This window comes from Formosa algae, assembly GCF_001439665.1.
Classification (GTDB): Bacteria; Bacteroidota; Bacteroidia; order Flavobacteriales; family Flavobacteriaceae; genus Formosa; species Formosa algae.
The window spans coordinates 135225-151033 of sequence record NZ_LMAK01000078.1 but is presented as its reverse complement, the minus strand read 5'-3'; the positions used below and the strand labels follow the sequence as shown (position 1 = coordinate 151033).

The following is a 15809-nucleotide window of genomic DNA, read 5'->3' as shown; positions in this document are numbered from 1 at the left end:
TTAAAAGTTGTTAAATGTCTTTGAAAATTCTAAAACTCTAAATTTAGAGGCTAAAATTGAGCTGTTATACTGATGTGTATTTTTGCATTATCGATATTAAAAGGCTGACTTTCAGTTTTTCCATTAGCATATTGTAATTTTAATATGCCTGCTTTTGTTAAGAGTGTAAAACCGACACCAATGGCAATTATTTTTTCTTTTTGTTCAGTCACATTATTCTCTAAGTAGGAAAAATCTGTAATTGTGTTGATGTAAATGGTAGAATTGAGCTGATATCGGTATTCTAAATTTAGAACACCATACATATTTGCGGTTAAACTATTTTCTTCAAAACCACGTATGGAATTGATACCTCCAAAATACAAAAGCTCATTTTCTAAATAATTTTCAGATTGCAAATAACCAGACGTAACTCTTGTAAAAATGCTATTGTTGTGGTTTAGGTAAAAACTATGATATAATTCCGACTGCACAAGAATTTGATTTTCTTTGGTATCCTCATATGTGCGCGAACCAAATCCTAATTCTATATCTGCATAAGATTTTGTAGGTAACAGGGAGTTGTCTTGATTGGTGTTTAAGTATTTGTATTGTGTTGTATAGAACGTAGATTCATAATCGTCTATTGAAGTAGAATAAGACTCGTCTAGCAAATTGTTAGATTGTGTTGATGAAATACCTAAATAAGCTTTGTGTTTGGTATTAATTTGGTAATACAATTTTAAAGATTGGTCTACGGTAGAAAAAGTTGAATCTTTCTTAAAAATGTTTAATTCTAAATCGGCTCCTATAGGTGAGTTAAATATATAAGGAGCGTCTATATTAATATTAAATGTTTTTTGTTCGTTTTCGTCACTTCTATATAATAGCTTTAAAGTTTCACCGTAATTCAAGTTATTCCGGAATAACATATCTATGTATCCGCTAAATTCTAATTTATTGGTATCTTCATTTGTCGCAAAACCTATGTAACCATCAAAATTATTGCTTTTTTGTTTTTCTACATATATATATAGTGTTGTAGAGTCTTTTGTGAAAAGTACTTCTGGATCTCTAATTAAGTTGGCAAACGTTAATGTATTTATAGTATTGGTCTTTTCAATAATCTGATCCATATTAAAAAGATTACCTCGTTTAAGTTTAGCATAATACTTAATAAACTTTTTGGGAAATTTCTCGTACCCTTTAATTACAATCTTATCTAAGTGTCTAGGTGTGTCTTTTTGAGAAGTTATTAATTCAGCCTTTACACTATCGTTTTCAATTTTAATATGCTCAAGTTGTAATGTTGAAAAAGGGAGACCATTTTCTGTAAGTTTAGCGTTTAGTAACCCAAGTGTGTATTCTACATTAATAAATTTAATTTGTAAGTTACTATTGTCTGTAGTTATGTCAAGTGAATTTAATAGTTCAGAGGGTATAGCATGTGGATTATACCTTATATATAAGTATTCGTATTTTTTATTTAAGGTAACAAATGCATTAACAGTAGAATCGTTACTTTTTTCTGGCGCTTCAAACAGGTGTTCTATATATCCTAATTTATTTAATTGTACCGCTAGTGTATCTATTGTATTAGCTAAGGATTTGTAGTTTTTATGATTTTTTAAATAGCCAACAGAGTCTAAAACTGTTGTTTCTTTATCTGTTTCTCCATGAATATTTAATATTAAATTCTGGCACAGCACGTTAGATGTTGCAACTAAAAAGATGAAGAATATTAAAATTTTATTTTGCACTATTTGGTAGGCTTTAAAGATGTAAAACTAACGGAAAAAGTAAAGGAATAATATATAACTTAGAATAAAAGTTAAATTCAATTGAAAATTAATTGTTTAGGGTTTGAAAAATAAAAATAAATCCTTACATTTGCAGCCCTCTAAGAAGAGGATATTTTATAAATTTTATAGAAAATATGCCAACAATTTCACAATTAGTACGAAAAGGAAGAGCCAAAATAACCAAGAAGAGTAAATCGGCTGCTTTAGATTCGTGTCCTCAAAGACGAGGGGTTTGTACGCGTGTTTACACTACTACACCTAAGAAACCTAACTCTGCAATGCGTAAAGTAGCAAGGGTTAGATTAACTAACGGTAATGAAGTAAATGCATACATCCCTGGTGAAGGTCACAATTTACAGGAGCACTCGATAGTATTGGTTAGAGGTGGAAGGGTAAAAGATTTGCCAGGAGTTAGATATCACATCGTTCGTGGTGCCTTAGACACAGCAGGTGTTGCAGGTAGAACACAACGTAGATCTAAGTACGGTGCAAAACGCCCTAAGAAGTAATTAAAATCTTTTAAAGAAAAGACATGAGAAAAAGAGCAGCAAAAAAGAGACCGCTTTTACCAGATCCGCGTTTTAACGATCAGTTAGTAACTAGATTCGTTAACATGATGATGTGGGATGGTAAGAAATCGGTAGCTTTTAAGGTATTCTACGACGCAATTGACATCGTAGACTCAAAAAAAACAGACGAAGAAAAAACAGCTTTAGAGTTGTGGAAAGATGCTTTATCTAACGTTATGCCTCACGTAGAAGTACGTAGTCGTAGAGTAGGTGGTGCAACATTCCAGATTCCAATGCAAATTCGTCCAGACAGAAAAGTTTCAACAGCAATGAAGTGGTTAATTAGCTTCTCTCGTAAAAGAAACGAAAAATCTATGGCACAACGTTTAGCATCAGAAATTTTAGCAGCAGCTAAAGAAGAAGGTGCGGCTGTTAAGAAAAGAGTTGATACTCATAAAATGGCAGAAGCTAACAAAGCATTCTCACACTTTAGATTCTAAATAAAATGGCAAGAGATTTAAAATTAACTAGAAACATAGGAATTGCTGCTCATATTGATGCTGGTAAAACAACAACAACAGAGCGTATTCTTTATTATACTGGAGTTTCTCATAAAATAGGTGAAGTGCATGATGGTGCTGCAACTATGGACTGGATGGAGCAAGAGCAAGAACGTGGTATTACTATCACATCTGCTGCTACAACTTGTGAGTGGGTATTTCCAAGATTAGATGGTCAGCCAACAGCTGATTCTCAAGGATACCATTTTAATATTATTGACACACCTGGTCACGTAGATTTTACGGTTGAAGTAAACCGTTCATTACGTGTATTAGATGGTTTAGTGTTTTTATTTAGTGCAGTTGATGGTGTTGAGCCACAATCTGAAACTAACTGGAGATTAGCGGATAATTATAAAGTGCCTAGAATAGGTTTCGTTAATAAGATGGACCGTCAAGGATCTAACTTTTTAGCAGTTTGTGATCAAGTAAAAGAAATGTTAGGTTCAAATGCTGTGCCTATAGTTTTAAACATTGGTGACGAAGAAAACTTTAAAGGTGTTGTAGATTTAGTTAAAAACAGAGCAATCATCTGGCATGATGAAACACAAGGGGCAACTTTTGATGTTATTGATATTCCAGAAGAATTAAAAGAAGAGTCTCGTAAATACAGAGCTTTATTAATTGAGGAAGTTGCATCTTACGATGAAAACTTACTTGAGAAGTTTATGGAAGACGAAGATTCTATTACAGAAGAAGAAGTGCATGCTGCACTTAGAGCTGCTGTAATGGATATGGCAATCATTCCTATGATTTGTGGATCTGCTTTTAAAAATAAAGGTGTACAATTCTTATTAGATGCTGTATGTCGTTACTTACCTTCTCCAATGGATAGAGAAAGTGTAGTCGGAACGAATCCAGATACAGACGTTGAAGAAAAACGTAAACCAGATGTAAAGGAGCCTTTCGCTGCTTTAGCATTTAAAATAGCAACAGATCCTTTCGTAGGACGTTTAGCATTTTTCCGTGCATACTCTGGTCGTTTAGATGCAGGATCTTATGTGTTAAACAACCGTTCTGGTAAAAGAGAACGTATTTCACGTATCTACCAAATGCATGCTAACAAGCAAAATGCTATCGATTATATCGAAGCAGGAGATATTGGAGCTGCAGTTGGATTCAAGAGTATCAAAACAGGGGATACACTTTCAGACGAAAAATTCCCGATAGTTTTAGAATCTATGGATTTTCCAGACCCAGTAATTGGTATTGCGGTTGAACCTAAAACAAAAGCAGATGTAGATAAAATGGGTATGGCTTTAGCGAAATTAGCTGAAGAAGATCCTACATTTACAGCACGTACAGACGAAGCTTCAGGACAGACTATTATTTCTGGAATGGGTGAGTTACACTTAGATATTATTGTAGACCGTTTAAAACGTGAGTTTAAGGTTGAAGTAAATCAAGGTCAACCTCAAGTTGAGTACAAAGAAGCTATTACACAAGCTGCAGATCATAGAGAAGTCTATAAAAAGCAATCTGGTGGTCGTGGTAAATTCGCAGATATTGCGTTTACTGTTGAACCAGCTGATGAAGGTGTTATTGGTCTTCAATTTGAATCTATTATTAAAGGTGGTAACGTTCCTAAAGAATTTATCCCTTCAATTGAAAAAGGATTTAAAGCTGCAATGATTAATGGACCTCTAGCAGGTTTTGAAGTTGATGCAATGAAAGTGACATTGAAAGATGGATCTTATCATGATGTGGATTCTGATGCATTATCTTTTGAACTAGCTGCAAAGTTAGGATTCAAAAATTGTGCTAAAGCTGCAAAAGCAGTTATCATGGAGCCTATTATGAAAATTGAAGTTATTACTCCTGAAGAAAACATGGGTGATATCGTAGGAGATTTAAATAGAAGAAGGGGACAAATGAGCAGTATGGGAGACAGAGCAGGTGCAAAAACTGTAAAAGCTACCGTGCCATTATCTGAGATGTTTGGATATGTAACAACATTAAGAACATTATCTTCAGGTCGTGCTACATCAACTATGGAATTTTCACATTATGCTGAAACTCCTTCAAATGTTTCTGAAGAAGTGATTAAGGCAGCTAAAGGTACAGACGCTTAAAACTAAGAATATGAGTCAAAAAATCAGAATTAAATTAAAATCATACGATCATAACTTAGTAGATAAGTCTGCTGATAAGATTGTAAAAACTGTAAAAAGTACAGGTGCAGTAGTAACAGGACCAATTCCATTACCTACTCACAAGAAAATTTTCACTGTATTACGTTCTCCTCACGTTAATAAGAAGTCGAGAGAGCAATTTCAATTAAGCTCTTACAAGAGATTACTTGATATCTATAGCTCTTCTTCTAAAACTATTGATGCTTTAATGAAACTTGAATTACCAAGTGGAGTAGAAGTAGAAATTAAAGTTTAAGTAGAGAATACTTACTCAAGTAAGTTTTACAGAAACGAAAGTTTTATATAAACATGTCCTAAGCTGCGAGCGAGGGAAAAACGGTAAAAATACATTCAGGGTTGAACGTGTTTCGACCCTGAATCTTTTTATAAATAATACTAATAAATAAATTAATAATTATGTCTGGGTTAATTGGAAAAAAAATCGGTATGACCAGCATCTTCGATGAAAATGGAAAAAATATTCCATGTACAGTAATTGAAGCTGGACCATGTATCGTTACCCAAGTCAGAACTGAAGAAGTTGATGGTTATAAAGCCCTTCAACTTGGTTTCGATGACGCGACAGAAAAAAGTGCTACTAAAGCTGACTTAGGTCACGCTAAAAAAGCAGGAACTTCTGTAAAACGCAAAATCGTTGAATTTAAAGGTTTTGATGCGGAGTACAAATTAGGTGATGCAATCACTGTAGAGCACTTTATAGAAGGTGAATTCGTAGATATCGCTGGAGTTTCTAAAGGTAAAGGTTTTCAAGGAGTTGTTAAACGTCACGGTTTTGGTGGTGTAGGTCAAGCAACTCACGGTCAACACAACCGTTTAAGAGCACCAGGTTCTATTGGAGCTGCTTCTTATCCTGCAAGAGTATTTAAAGGAATGAAGATGGCCGGTAGAATGGGTACTGATAGAGTAAAAGTTGAAAATTTAAGAGTTTTAAAAGTAGTTGCTGAAAAGAATCTACTTGTGGTTAAAGGATGTGTTCCTGGTCATAAAAACGCTTATGTAATCATTGAGAAGTAATGAAAGTAGCAGTTTTAGATATTAATGGAAAAGAAACTGGAAGAAAGGTAGACCTTTCTGATTCAGTTTTTGCTATAGAGCCTAACAATCATGCTGTGTATTTGGATGTTAAACAATACTTAGCAAACCAAAGACAAGGAACTCACAAAGCTAAAGAGCGTGCTGAGATTTCTGGATCTACACGTAAGATTAAAAAGCAAAAAGGAACTGGTACTGCTAGAGCAGGTAGTATTAAGTCTGGAGTTTTTAAAGGAGGAGGACGTATGTTCGGACCAAGACCTAGAAACTACAGTTTCAAACTTAACAAAAACCTTAAGCGCTTAGCACGTAAATCAGCCCTAACAATTAAAGCTTCTGAGCAATCAATTGTTGTAATAGAAGATTTAAATTTTGAATCAGTTAAGACTAAAAATTTCACTAGTGTATTGAAAGCTTTAGACTTACAAGATAAAAAATCACTATTTGTGTTGGGTGCTTCAAATAATAATGTATATTTGTCATCACGAAATTTAAAGAGCTCTGAGGTTCTATTAAACTCAGAATTAAGCACTTACAAGATTTTAAACGCAAATAAAGTAGTCCTTTTAGAGAGTTCTTTAGAAGGAATTGAAACGAATTTAAGTAAATAGAGAAGCGATGAGTATCTTAATTAAACCTATAATAACAGAAAAAGCAACAACAAACAGTGAATTAAACAACTGTTTTAGCTTTATGGTTAGTACTAAGGCGAACAAGGTAGAAATTAAAAAAGCAGTGGAAGCTGCTTATGGCGTTTCTGTTGAAAAAGTTCGTACAATAAATGTCCGTCCAGATAGAAGTACCAAGTTTACAAAAACTGGTATTCAACATGGTAAAACAAATGCTGTTAAAAAAGCACTTGTACAACTGGCGGAAGGTGAAGTGATTGATTTATACAGTAACATGTAATTAGACAAAAATGTCAGTAAGAAAATTAAAACCGATCACACCAGGTCAGCGATTTAGAGTAGTAAATGGATTTGACGCCATTTCTACTGATAAGCCGGAGAAAAGTTTATTAGCTCCGAAGAAAAGATCAGGTGGTAGAAACAGTCAAGGAAGAATGACCATGCGCTATATTGGTGGTGGTCATAAAAAAAGGTATCGTATCATTGATTTTAAAAGAACTAAAGCGGGAATCCCTGCGGAAGTAAAATCAATTCAATACGATCCAAACAGAACAGCTTTTATTGCATTATTAAATTACCAAGATGGTGAGAAAGCATACATAATTGCTCAAAACGGATTACAAGTTGGTCAAACAGTTGTATCTGGGCAAGAAGGTGTCTCTCCAGAAATTGGAAATGCAATGCCGTTAAGTCAAATTCCATTAGGAACAATTATTTCTTGTGTAGAGTTACGTCCAGGACAAGGAGCTGTTATGGCTCGTAGTGCTGGTGCTTTTGCTCAGTTAATGGCAAGAGATGGTAAATTTGCAACAGTAAAACTTCCATCAGGAGAAACTAGATTAATTTTAGTTAACTGTATGGCTACAATAGGTGTTGTGTCTAACTCAGATCATCAATTACTAGTATCAGGTAAAGCTGGTAGAAGTAGATGGTTAGGTAGAAGACCTCGTACTAGACCAGTTGTAATGAACCCTGTAGATCACCCAATGGGAGGTGGTGAAGGTAAATCTTCTGGAGGACATCCTCGTTCAAGAAACGGTATACCTGCTAAAGGATTCAGAACCCGTTCTAAAACAAAAGCGAGTAATAAGTATATTGTAGAACGTAGAAAGAAATAAGACATGGCAAGATCATTAAAAAAAGGACCTTACGTTCATTATAAATTAGATAAGAGAGTCCAAGAAAATGTTGAAGGCGGAAAGAAAACAGTAATCAAAACATGGTCTAGAGCCTCTATGATTACACCAGATTTCGTTGGACAAACTATTGCAGTACATAACGGACGTCAATTTGTTCCTGTGTATGTAACTGAAAATATGGTAGGACATAAATTAGGAGAATTTTCACCAACAAGATCTTTTAGAGGTCATGCAGGTGCTAAAAACAAAGGTAAAAAGTAGTAAGCTATGGGAAGTCGTAAAAAACAAATGGCAGACGCTATTAAGGAAGACAAAAAGCAAGTTGCTTTTGCAAAACTTAATAACTGTCCTACGTCACCGAGAAAAATGCGTTTAGTAGCCGATTTAGTAAGAGGTGAAAAGGTAGAAAAAGCGCTTAATATTTTGAAATTCAGTTCAAAAGAAGCTTCTAACCGTTTAGAGAAATTGTTATTGTCTGCAATTGCAAACTGGCAATCTAAAAATGAAGATGCAAGCATTGAAGATGCTGAGTTGATAGTTAAGGAGATTAGAGTAGATGGCGGATCTATGTTAAAAAGATTACGTCCAGCACCTCAAGGTCGCGCGCACAGAATAAGAAAGCGTTCTAACCACGTTACAATCGTAGTTGGAGCTAACAATAATATACAAGCTTAATAGATATGGGACAAAAAACAAATCCAATCGGAAATCGCTTAGGAATTATCAGAGGATGGGAATCTAACTGGTACGGAGGAAACGATTATGGCGACAAATTAGCCGAAGACGATAAGATCAGAAAGTACGTTCATGCACGTCTATCTAAAGCAAGTATATCAAGAGTAATTATCGAGAGAACTTTAAAACTTGTAACCGTTACTATCACTACTGCTAGACCTGGTATTATTATCGGAAAAGGTGGTCAAGAGGTAGACAAGTTAAAAGAAGAACTTAAGAAAATTACTGGTAAAGAAGTTCAAATAAACATATTTGAAATTAAAAGACCGGAACTTGATGCATTTTTAGTAGGGTCAAGCATTGCTCGTCAAATTGAGAACAGAATCTCTTACAGACGTGCAATTAAAATGGCTATCGCTGCTACAATGCGTATGAATGCAGAAGGAATTAAAATCCAAATTAGTGGACGTTTAAACGGGGCAGAAATGGCGCGTTCAGAACACTACAAAGAAGGACGTATTCCATTATCTACATTTAGAGCCGATATTGATTATGCTTTAGTTGAGGCACATACTACTTACGGTAGATTAGGTGTTAAAGTATGGATCATGAAAGGTGAAGTATATGGTAAAAGAGAGCTTTCTCCGCTTGTTGGATTGTCTAAGAAGCAAGGAAAAGGTGGAACACGAGGAGGTAATAATAAACCACGTCGTAGAAAGTAATTTTTTAAAGTAAAGAAAAAATGTTACAGCCTAAAAGAACAAAATTTCGTAAAATGCAAAAAGGACGTATGAAAGGGAACTCTCAAAGAGGGCACCAACTTTCAAACGGAACTTTTGGGATAAAATCACTTGATTCGAATTTTTTAACATCGCGTCAAATAGAAGCAGCACGTATCGCCGCTACACGTCACATGAAGAGAGAAGGACAACTTTGGATTAAAATATTTCCAGATAAGCCTATCACAAAGAAACCTCTTGAAGTACGTATGGGTAAAGGTAAAGGTGCCGTTGAATATTGGGCAGCTGTTGTAAAACCAGGTAGACTACTTTTTGAAGTAGGAGGAGTGCCGTTAGACGTTGCAAAAGAAGCATTACGTTTAGCAGCTCAAAAATTACCGGTAAAAACAAAGTTTGTTATCGCTAGAGATTACGAAGCATAATTTATTTGATGTTATGAAACAATCAGAAATTAAAGAATTATCTACTGCTGAGTTACAAGAGAAACTTGGTGAGACAAAAAAGAGTTATTCAGACCTGAAAATGGCACATGCAATATCTCCTTTAGAAAATCCAATTCAACTACGTAGCGTAAGACGCGATGTAGCTAAAATTGCGACAGAAATAACTAAAAGAGAATTACAATAATTCTGCTGAAAGATGGAAAAAAGAAATTTAAGAAAAGAACGTGTAGGAGTTGTTACTAGTAACAAGATGCAAAAATCTATTGTTGTTGCTGAAGTTAAAAAAGTAAAACACCCTATGTATGGTAAGTTCGTGTTAAAAACGAAAAAATACGTTGCACACGACGAGACTAACGATTGTAATATTGGAGATACTGTAAAGATCATGGAAACACGACCTATGAGTAAATCTAAATGTTGGAGATTAGTTGAAATAATTGAAAGAGCGAAGTAATTATGTTACAACAAGAATCAAGATTAAAAGTAGCAGATAACACTGGAGCAAAGGAAGTTTTAACTATCCGTGTTCTAGGTGGTACTAAAAGAAGATACGCTTCTGTAGGAGACAAAATAGTTGTTTCAGTTAAAGACGCAACACCTAATGGAAACATTAAGAAAGGTGCTGTTTCTACTGCAGTTGTTGTACGTACTGTAAAAGAAGTAAGACGTCCTGACGGATCTTATATCAGATTCGACGACAATGCTTGTGTATTATTAAACCCAACGGGTGAAATGAGAGGTACACGTGTATTTGGACCTGTTGCAAGAGAACTTCGTGATAAACAATTCATGAAAATTGTATCATTAGCACCTGAAGTGCTTTAATGAATTATAAGATGACAAAGCTTAAGATAAAATCAGGAGATACTGTAAAAGTAATAACTGGAGATCATAAAGGATCTGAAGGAAAAGTACTTAAAGTATTAACCGATAAGAACAAAGCGATTGTTGAGGGTGTTAACTTGGTGAAGAAACATACTAAGCCAAGTGCACAAAACCCTCAAGGAGGAATCGTAGAAAAAGAAGCTCCAATTCAAATATCTAACCTATCATTATTAACTGCTACTGGAGAAACTACTCGAGTTGGTTATAAAATGGAAGGCGATAAGAAAGTGAGATTTTCTAAAAAATCTAATGAAGTAATATAGTTATGGCATATTCACCGAGACTAAAAGAAGAGTATAAAAGCAAAGTAATTGCTGCTCTTACAGAAGAATTTGGATATAAGAATGTTATGCAAGTTCCAAAATTATCTAAGATAGTAATATCTAAAGGTGTTGGAGCAGCTGTTGCAGATAAGAAGTTAGTAGACTACGCAGTAGAAGAACTAACAACTATTTCTGGACAAAGAGCTATAGCAACTTTATCTAAAAAGGATGTTGCATCTTTCAAATTACGTAAAGGAATGCCAATTGGTGCAAAAGTTACGTTAAGAGGAGAAAGAATGTACGAATTCTTAGACCGTTTAGTTACTTCAGCCTTACCACGTGTAAGAGATTTTGGCGGAATTAAAGCAACAGGATTTGACGGAAGAGGTAATTATAACCTTGGAATTACAGAACAAATCATCTTTCCAGAAATTGATATTGATAAAGTTAATAAAATTTCAGGAATGGATATTACCTTTGTAACTTCTGCAGATACTGATAAAGAAGCAAAATCATTATTAACTGAACTAGGTTTACCTTTTCAAAAGAACTAAGATATGGCTAAAGAATCAATGAAAGCCCGCGAGGTAAAAAGAGCTAATACAGTAGCTAAATATGCAGAAAAACGTAAAGCTTTAAAAGAAGCTGGCGATTATGAAGCATTACAAAAGTTACCAAAAAATGCTTCTCCTGTACGTATGCACAACAGATGTAAACTAACAGGAAGACCAAAAGGGTATATGCGTACATTTGGTATTTCTCGTGTAACATTCAGAGAAATGGCAAATAACGGTCTTATTCCAGGTGTTAAAAAAGCAAGCTGGTAAAAAATAATTATAAATTGGTTTCAGGTTCAATTTAAATATTGAAAACCAAAACCGCAAATTAATACATATGTATACAGATCCAATAGCGGATTATCTAACAAGAATTAGAAATGCTGTACGTGCTAACCACAGAGTGGTAGAGATACCAGCTTCTAACTTGAAAAAAGAAATCACAAAAATATTATTCGACCAAGGATATATTTTAAGTTACAAATTCGATGATTCTTCAGTACAAGGAACTATTAAAATAGCTCTTAAGTACAATAAGGAAACTAAAGAGCCTGTAATTAAGAAGATTCAAAGAATCAGTAAACCAGGTTTACGTAAATATGCTAGTTCAACAGAACTACCTAGAATTTTAAATGGTCTTGGTATTGCCATCGTTTCTACTTCTCACGGAGTAATGACAGGTAAACAAGCTCAACAAGAAAATGTAGGTGGCGAAGTATTATGCTACGTTTACTAATTTAAAGACTATAAGAAATGTCAAGAATAGGTAATAACCCAGTCGCAATTCCAGAAGGAATTACAGTTGATATTAACGAAAATATTGTTACAGTAAAAGGAAAATTAGGAGAATTATCTCAAGAATTTTCTGCAGTAGCAATTAAAGTTGAAGATGGAAATGTTATAGTTGAGCGTTCTTCTGATAGAAAAGAAGAAAAATCTAAACATGGACTTTACAGAGCTTTAATCAATAACATGATTGAAGGTGTAACTAAAGGATGGTCTAAAGAACTAGAATTAGTTGGTGTTGGATATAGAGCTTCTAATCAAGGACAAAAACTTGATTTAGCATTAGGATTTTCTCACAATATTGTATTAGATATTGCTCCAGAAGTAAAAGTTGAAACAGTATCAGAGAAAGGTAAAAACCCTATAATTAAACTATCGTCTCACGATAAGCAACTTGTTGGACAAGTAGCAGCAAAAATTAGAGACTTTAGAAGACCTGAACCATATAAAGGAAAAGGTATTAAATTTGTAGGAGAAATCATTAGAAGAAAAGCAGGTAAATCAGCTTAATAATTTATAAGTTATGGCGTTAACAAAAAACGAAAGACGATTAAGAATTAAAAGCAGAGTCCGTAAAATAGTTTCTGGTACAGAAACTAGACCAAGATTATCTGTTTTTAGAAGTAATAAAGAAATTTATGCTCAAGTAGTAGATGATGTAACTGGTAAAACAATCAGTTCAGCATCTTCAAGAGATAAAGACATTAGTGCTGCAAAAGGATCTAAAGCAGAAATTGCTACTCTAGTAGGAAAATCTGTAGCTGAAAAAGCTTTAAAAGCAGGTGTAGACACTATCTCTTTTGATAGAGGTGGATATTTATACCATGGTAGAGTAAAATCATTAGCTGAAGGAGCTAGAGAAGCAGGACTTAAATTCTAAGAAATTATGTATCAAAAATACAAAAGCGCAGAGCTAGTTAAACCAAGTGGATTAGATCTTAAAGATCGTTTAGTTGGTGTACAAAGAGTTACAAAAGTAACTAAAGGTGGTAGAGCATTTGGTTTCTCAGCAATCGTAGTGGTTGGTGATGAAGCTGGTGTAGTAGGTCACGGTTTAGGAAAATCTAAAGATGTTGCAAGTGCTATTGCTAAAGCAGTAGAAGATGCAAAGAAAAATTTAGTACGTATTCCAATCGTAAAACGTACATTGCCACATGAACAAAAAGGTAAATTCGGTGGAGCAAGAGTAAACATTATTCCTGCAGCTCCTGGTACAGGGGTAATTGCTGGTGGAGCTGTGAGAACAGTTTTAGAAGCAGTTGGAATACACGATGTATTATCTAAATCTCAAGGTTCATCAAACCCTCATAACGTTGTTAAGGCAACTTTCGATGCATTACTTCAATTAAGAAGTGCTCAAAAAATTGCTAAAGATAGAGGCGTTTCATTAGAAAAAGTTTTTAAAGGTTAATAGCGATAGAAATGGGAAAGATTAAAGTAACGAAAGTTAAAAGCACAATAAAACGTACACAAAGACAAAAAAGAACTTTAGAAGCTCTTGGTCTTAAACGTATTGGGCAAGTCGTAGAGCATGAAAACACACCAAATATTCTTGGTATGGTTGCTAAAGTTGAACACTTAGTTTCTGTAGAGGAAGCTTAATAATAAACTGAGAAATGGATTTAAGTAAATTAAAACCTGCACAAGGTTCAGTTAAAAATCAAGGAAAAAGAATAGGTCGTGGACAAGGATCTGGTAAAGGTGGTACTGCAACTCGCGGTCACAAAGGTGCTAAGTCTCGTTCTGGTTATTCTAGGAAACTTGGATTTGAAGGAGGGCAAATGCCACTTCAAAGACGTGTACCTAAATTTGGTTTTACAAACATTAACCGTGTTGAGTACCAAGGTGTAAATCTTGACAAGCTACAACAATTGGTTGATGCTGAGAAAATTACAGATACAGTAAATTTAGATACTTTAATGGCTATAGGTGTAACTGGAAAGAATGATCTAGTTAAAATCTTAGGTAGAGGAGAACTAAAAGCAAAATTAACAGTAACTGCTCATAAATTTACTGCTTCAGCAAAAGCTGCTATCGAAGCGGCTGGAGGAGAAGCTGTAACTTTATAATCACGTAATAGAGCATGAAATTTATAGAAACGTTAAAGAATGTTTGGAAAATTGAAGAACTAAGAAATAGAATCATCTTAACCGTTGGTTTATTATTAGTTTATCGTTTTGGTGCGCAAGTAGTTTTACCAGGTATAGATGCAGCACAATTAGAAACCTTACAAAGTAATACAGATTCTGGATTATTGGGTTTATTAAATGCATTTACTGGAGGAGCTTTTGCTAACGCATCAATATTTGCCTTAGGTATTATGCCTTACATTTCTGCTTCTATTGTAGTGCAATTAATGGGAATTGCAATTCCTTACTTGCAAAAATTACAAAAAGAAGGTGCAAGTGGTCAAAAGAAAATTAATCAAATCACACGTTGGTTAACTATTGCGATATGTTTGGTACAAGCACCAGGATATTTAGCAAGTTTACCAAGTTTGGGTATACCTCAAAGCGCCTTTTTATTAGGTCAAGGTGGATTGTTTTACTTTTCTTCTATAATCATCTTAGTTACAGGTTGTATCTTTGCTATGTGGTTAGGAGAGAAGATTACAGATAAAGGTATTGGAAATGGTATCTCACTTTTAATTATGGTGGGTATTATAGCACGTTTACCATTATCTTTTTTCCAAAACGCGGCATCACGTTTAGAAGGGAATAACGTTATGTTAATCCTTATTGAATTAGTGTTGTGGTTTGTTATTATTTTTGCATCAATTATGCTTATTATGGCAGTGAGAAAAATTGCTGTTCAATATGCTAGACGTACTGCCTCTGGAGGATATGAGAAGAACATTATGGGATCAAGACAATATATTCCATTAAAACTTAACGCTTCTGGAGTAATGCCAATTATTTTTGCTCAAGCTATTATGTTTGTACCTGGTTTAATAGGAGGGACTTCTTTTATGAAAGACTCTGCTGCTGGACAATGGTTACAATCACAATTTTCTGATATATTCGGATTTTGGTATAACTTATTATTTGCATTTTTAATTATCATATTCACGTATTTTTATACTGCTATTACAGTTCCTACAAACAAAATGGCTGATGATTTAAAACGTAGCGGAGGATTTATTCCTGGAATTAGACCAGGATCTGAAACTTCTGAATATTTAGATAAAATAATGTCTCAAATAACATTACCTGGTTCAATTTTCTTAGCACTTATCGCAGTATTTCCTGCAATAGTTGTAAAGTTAATGAATGTTCAATCTGGATGGGCCTTATTTTTTGGTGGTACTTCACTATTAATTTTGGTAGGAGTTGCAATTGACACGATGCAGCAAGTAAATTCTTATTTGTTGAATAGACACTATGATGGCTTGATGAAAACGGGTAAAAATAGAAAAGCAGTAGCTTAATATATTATACAATGGCAAAACAAGCAGCAATAGAACAAGACGGAACAATTATAGAAGCATTATCAAATGCAATGTTTCGTGTTGAGTTAGAAAATGGTCACATTGTGACTGCACATATATCTGGTAAAATGCGTATGCATTACATTAAGTTGTTACCAGGAGATAAAGTAAAATTAGAAATGAGTCCTTACGATTTAACTAAGGCTAGAATAACTTATAGATACTAATAC

The 15809-nt window shown here is 34.3% G+C and carries 27 protein-coding genes; 26 read left to right on the top strand and 1 reads right to left on the bottom strand.

Annotated features, from left to right (window positions below):
- Window positions 1-50: 50 nt before the first annotated feature.
- Window positions 51-1739: a BamA/TamA family outer membrane protein gene (locus tag AST99_RS17460; RefSeq protein ID WP_232301645.1), complete on the bottom strand. Its 1689-nt coding sequence runs from the start codon at window positions 1737-1739 to the stop codon at window positions 51-53.
- A 176-nt stretch (window positions 1740-1915) separates the two neighbouring features.
- On the opposite strand from AST99_RS17460, the gene rpsL reads away from it, so the two are divergent.
- The 26 genes from rpsL (at window position 1916) to infA (ending at window position 15806) form a co-directional block, all read left to right on the top strand.
- On the top strand, window positions 1916-2290 hold the full coding sequence (gene rpsL / locus AST99_RS17455) for a 30S ribosomal protein S12 (RefSeq protein WP_057783973.1): 375 nt from the start codon (window positions 1916-1918) through the stop codon (window positions 2288-2290).
- Between the two features lie 23 nt (window positions 2291-2313).
- Entirely contained in the window at window positions 2314-2790 is a 477-nt protein-coding gene (gene rpsG / locus AST99_RS17450) for a 30S ribosomal protein S7 (RefSeq protein WP_038527271.1), read from the top strand.
- Window positions 2791-2795: 5 nt separating this feature from the next.
- Window positions 2796-4922, top strand: a complete 2127-nt coding sequence (gene fusA / locus AST99_RS17445; RefSeq protein WP_057783972.1) for an elongation factor G — start codon at window positions 2796-2798, stop codon at window positions 4920-4922.
- 10 nt (window positions 4923-4932) lie between these two features.
- Window positions 4933-5238: a 30S ribosomal protein S10 gene (gene rpsJ / locus AST99_RS17440; protein ID WP_007650482.1), complete on the top strand. Its 306-nt coding sequence runs from the start codon at window positions 4933-4935 to the stop codon at window positions 5236-5238.
- A 161-nt stretch (window positions 5239-5399) separates the two neighbouring features.
- Entirely contained in the window at window positions 5400-6017 is a 618-nt protein-coding gene (rplC, locus tag AST99_RS17435) for a 50S ribosomal protein L3 (RefSeq protein WP_057783971.1), read from the top strand.
- Window positions 6017-6646, top strand: coding sequence for a 50S ribosomal protein L4 (gene rplD / locus AST99_RS17430; protein WP_057783969.1), 630 nt, complete (start codon window positions 6017-6019; stop codon window positions 6644-6646). The genes rplC and rplD overlap by 1 nt, the downstream gene beginning before the upstream one ends.
- A gap of 7 nt (window positions 6647-6653) precedes the next feature.
- On the top strand, window positions 6654-6944 hold the full coding sequence (gene rplW, locus AST99_RS17425; protein WP_057783967.1) for a 50S ribosomal protein L23: 291 nt from the start codon (window positions 6654-6656) through the stop codon (window positions 6942-6944).
- A gap of 10 nt (window positions 6945-6954) precedes the next feature.
- Window positions 6955-7782, top strand: a complete 828-nt coding sequence (rplB, locus tag AST99_RS17420) for a 50S ribosomal protein L2 (protein WP_057783965.1) — start codon at window positions 6955-6957, stop codon at window positions 7780-7782.
- A gap of 3 nt (window positions 7783-7785) precedes the next feature.
- Entirely contained in the window at window positions 7786-8064 is a 279-nt protein-coding gene (rpsS, locus tag AST99_RS17415) for a 30S ribosomal protein S19 (RefSeq protein WP_057783963.1), read from the top strand.
- A 6-nt stretch (window positions 8065-8070) separates the two neighbouring features.
- Window positions 8071-8478, top strand: coding sequence for a 50S ribosomal protein L22 (rplV, locus tag AST99_RS17410; RefSeq protein ID WP_057783961.1), 408 nt, complete (start codon window positions 8071-8073; stop codon window positions 8476-8478).
- Window positions 8479-8483: 5 nt separating this feature from the next.
- Window positions 8484-9200, top strand: coding sequence for a 30S ribosomal protein S3 (gene rpsC / locus AST99_RS17405; protein WP_057783959.1), 717 nt, complete (start codon window positions 8484-8486; stop codon window positions 9198-9200).
- Window positions 9201-9220: 20 nt separating this feature from the next.
- The gene (gene rplP, locus AST99_RS17400; protein ID WP_057783957.1) at window positions 9221-9640 is read left to right on the top strand and encodes a 50S ribosomal protein L16; all 420 of its coding nucleotides are present in this window, start codon (window positions 9221-9223) and stop codon (window positions 9638-9640) included.
- Between the two features lie 13 nt (window positions 9641-9653).
- Entirely contained in the window at window positions 9654-9845 is a 192-nt protein-coding gene (gene rpmC / locus AST99_RS17395; RefSeq protein ID WP_057783956.1) for a 50S ribosomal protein L29, read from the top strand.
- A 12-nt stretch (window positions 9846-9857) separates the two neighbouring features.
- Complete coding sequence (gene rpsQ / locus AST99_RS17390) at window positions 9858-10115, top strand: 30S ribosomal protein S17 (protein WP_038527305.1); 258 nt, start codon at window positions 9858-9860, stop codon at window positions 10113-10115.
- Between the two features lie 2 nt (window positions 10116-10117).
- Window positions 10118-10486 (top strand): 50S ribosomal protein L14, encoded by a 369-nt coding sequence (rplN, locus tag AST99_RS17385; protein ID WP_038527308.1) that lies wholly within the window; start codon window positions 10118-10120, stop codon window positions 10484-10486.
- 11 nt (window positions 10487-10497) lie between these two features.
- On the top strand, window positions 10498-10809 hold the full coding sequence (rplX, locus tag AST99_RS17380) for a 50S ribosomal protein L24 (RefSeq protein WP_057784057.1): 312 nt from the start codon (window positions 10498-10500) through the stop codon (window positions 10807-10809).
- A gap of 2 nt (window positions 10810-10811) precedes the next feature.
- Complete coding sequence (rplE, locus tag AST99_RS17375; RefSeq protein WP_057783955.1) at window positions 10812-11363, top strand: 50S ribosomal protein L5; 552 nt, start codon at window positions 10812-10814, stop codon at window positions 11361-11363.
- Window positions 11364-11366: 3 nt separating this feature from the next.
- Window positions 11367-11636, top strand: coding sequence for a 30S ribosomal protein S14 (rpsN, locus tag AST99_RS17370; protein ID WP_057783953.1), 270 nt, complete (start codon window positions 11367-11369; stop codon window positions 11634-11636).
- 67 nt (window positions 11637-11703) lie between these two features.
- Window positions 11704-12102: a 30S ribosomal protein S8 gene (gene rpsH, locus AST99_RS17365; protein ID WP_057783951.1), complete on the top strand. Its 399-nt coding sequence runs from the start codon at window positions 11704-11706 to the stop codon at window positions 12100-12102.
- A gap of 17 nt (window positions 12103-12119) precedes the next feature.
- Window positions 12120-12662, top strand: coding sequence for a 50S ribosomal protein L6 (gene rplF, locus AST99_RS17360; RefSeq protein WP_057783949.1), 543 nt, complete (start codon window positions 12120-12122; stop codon window positions 12660-12662).
- Between the two features lie 13 nt (window positions 12663-12675).
- The gene (gene rplR / locus AST99_RS17355; protein WP_038527321.1) at window positions 12676-13032 is read left to right on the top strand and encodes a 50S ribosomal protein L18; all 357 of its coding nucleotides are present in this window, start codon (window positions 12676-12678) and stop codon (window positions 13030-13032) included.
- A gap of 6 nt (window positions 13033-13038) precedes the next feature.
- Window positions 13039-13563 (top strand): 30S ribosomal protein S5, encoded by a 525-nt coding sequence (gene rpsE, locus AST99_RS17350; protein WP_057783947.1) that lies wholly within the window; start codon window positions 13039-13041, stop codon window positions 13561-13563.
- An 11-nt stretch (window positions 13564-13574) separates the two neighbouring features.
- The gene (gene rpmD / locus AST99_RS17345) at window positions 13575-13754 is read left to right on the top strand and encodes a 50S ribosomal protein L30 (RefSeq protein WP_057783944.1); all 180 of its coding nucleotides are present in this window, start codon (window positions 13575-13577) and stop codon (window positions 13752-13754) included.
- A gap of 14 nt (window positions 13755-13768) precedes the next feature.
- Window positions 13769-14221, top strand: a complete 453-nt coding sequence (gene rplO / locus AST99_RS17340) for a 50S ribosomal protein L15 (protein WP_057783942.1) — start codon at window positions 13769-13771, stop codon at window positions 14219-14221.
- A gap of 14 nt (window positions 14222-14235) precedes the next feature.
- Window positions 14236-15579, top strand: coding sequence for a preprotein translocase subunit SecY (gene secY / locus AST99_RS17335; RefSeq protein WP_057783940.1), 1344 nt, complete (start codon window positions 14236-14238; stop codon window positions 15577-15579).
- An 11-nt stretch (window positions 15580-15590) separates the two neighbouring features.
- Entirely contained in the window at window positions 15591-15806 is a 216-nt protein-coding gene (gene infA, locus AST99_RS17330; protein ID WP_007094967.1) for a translation initiation factor IF-1, read from the top strand.
- Window positions 15807-15809 lie beyond the last annotated feature (3 nt).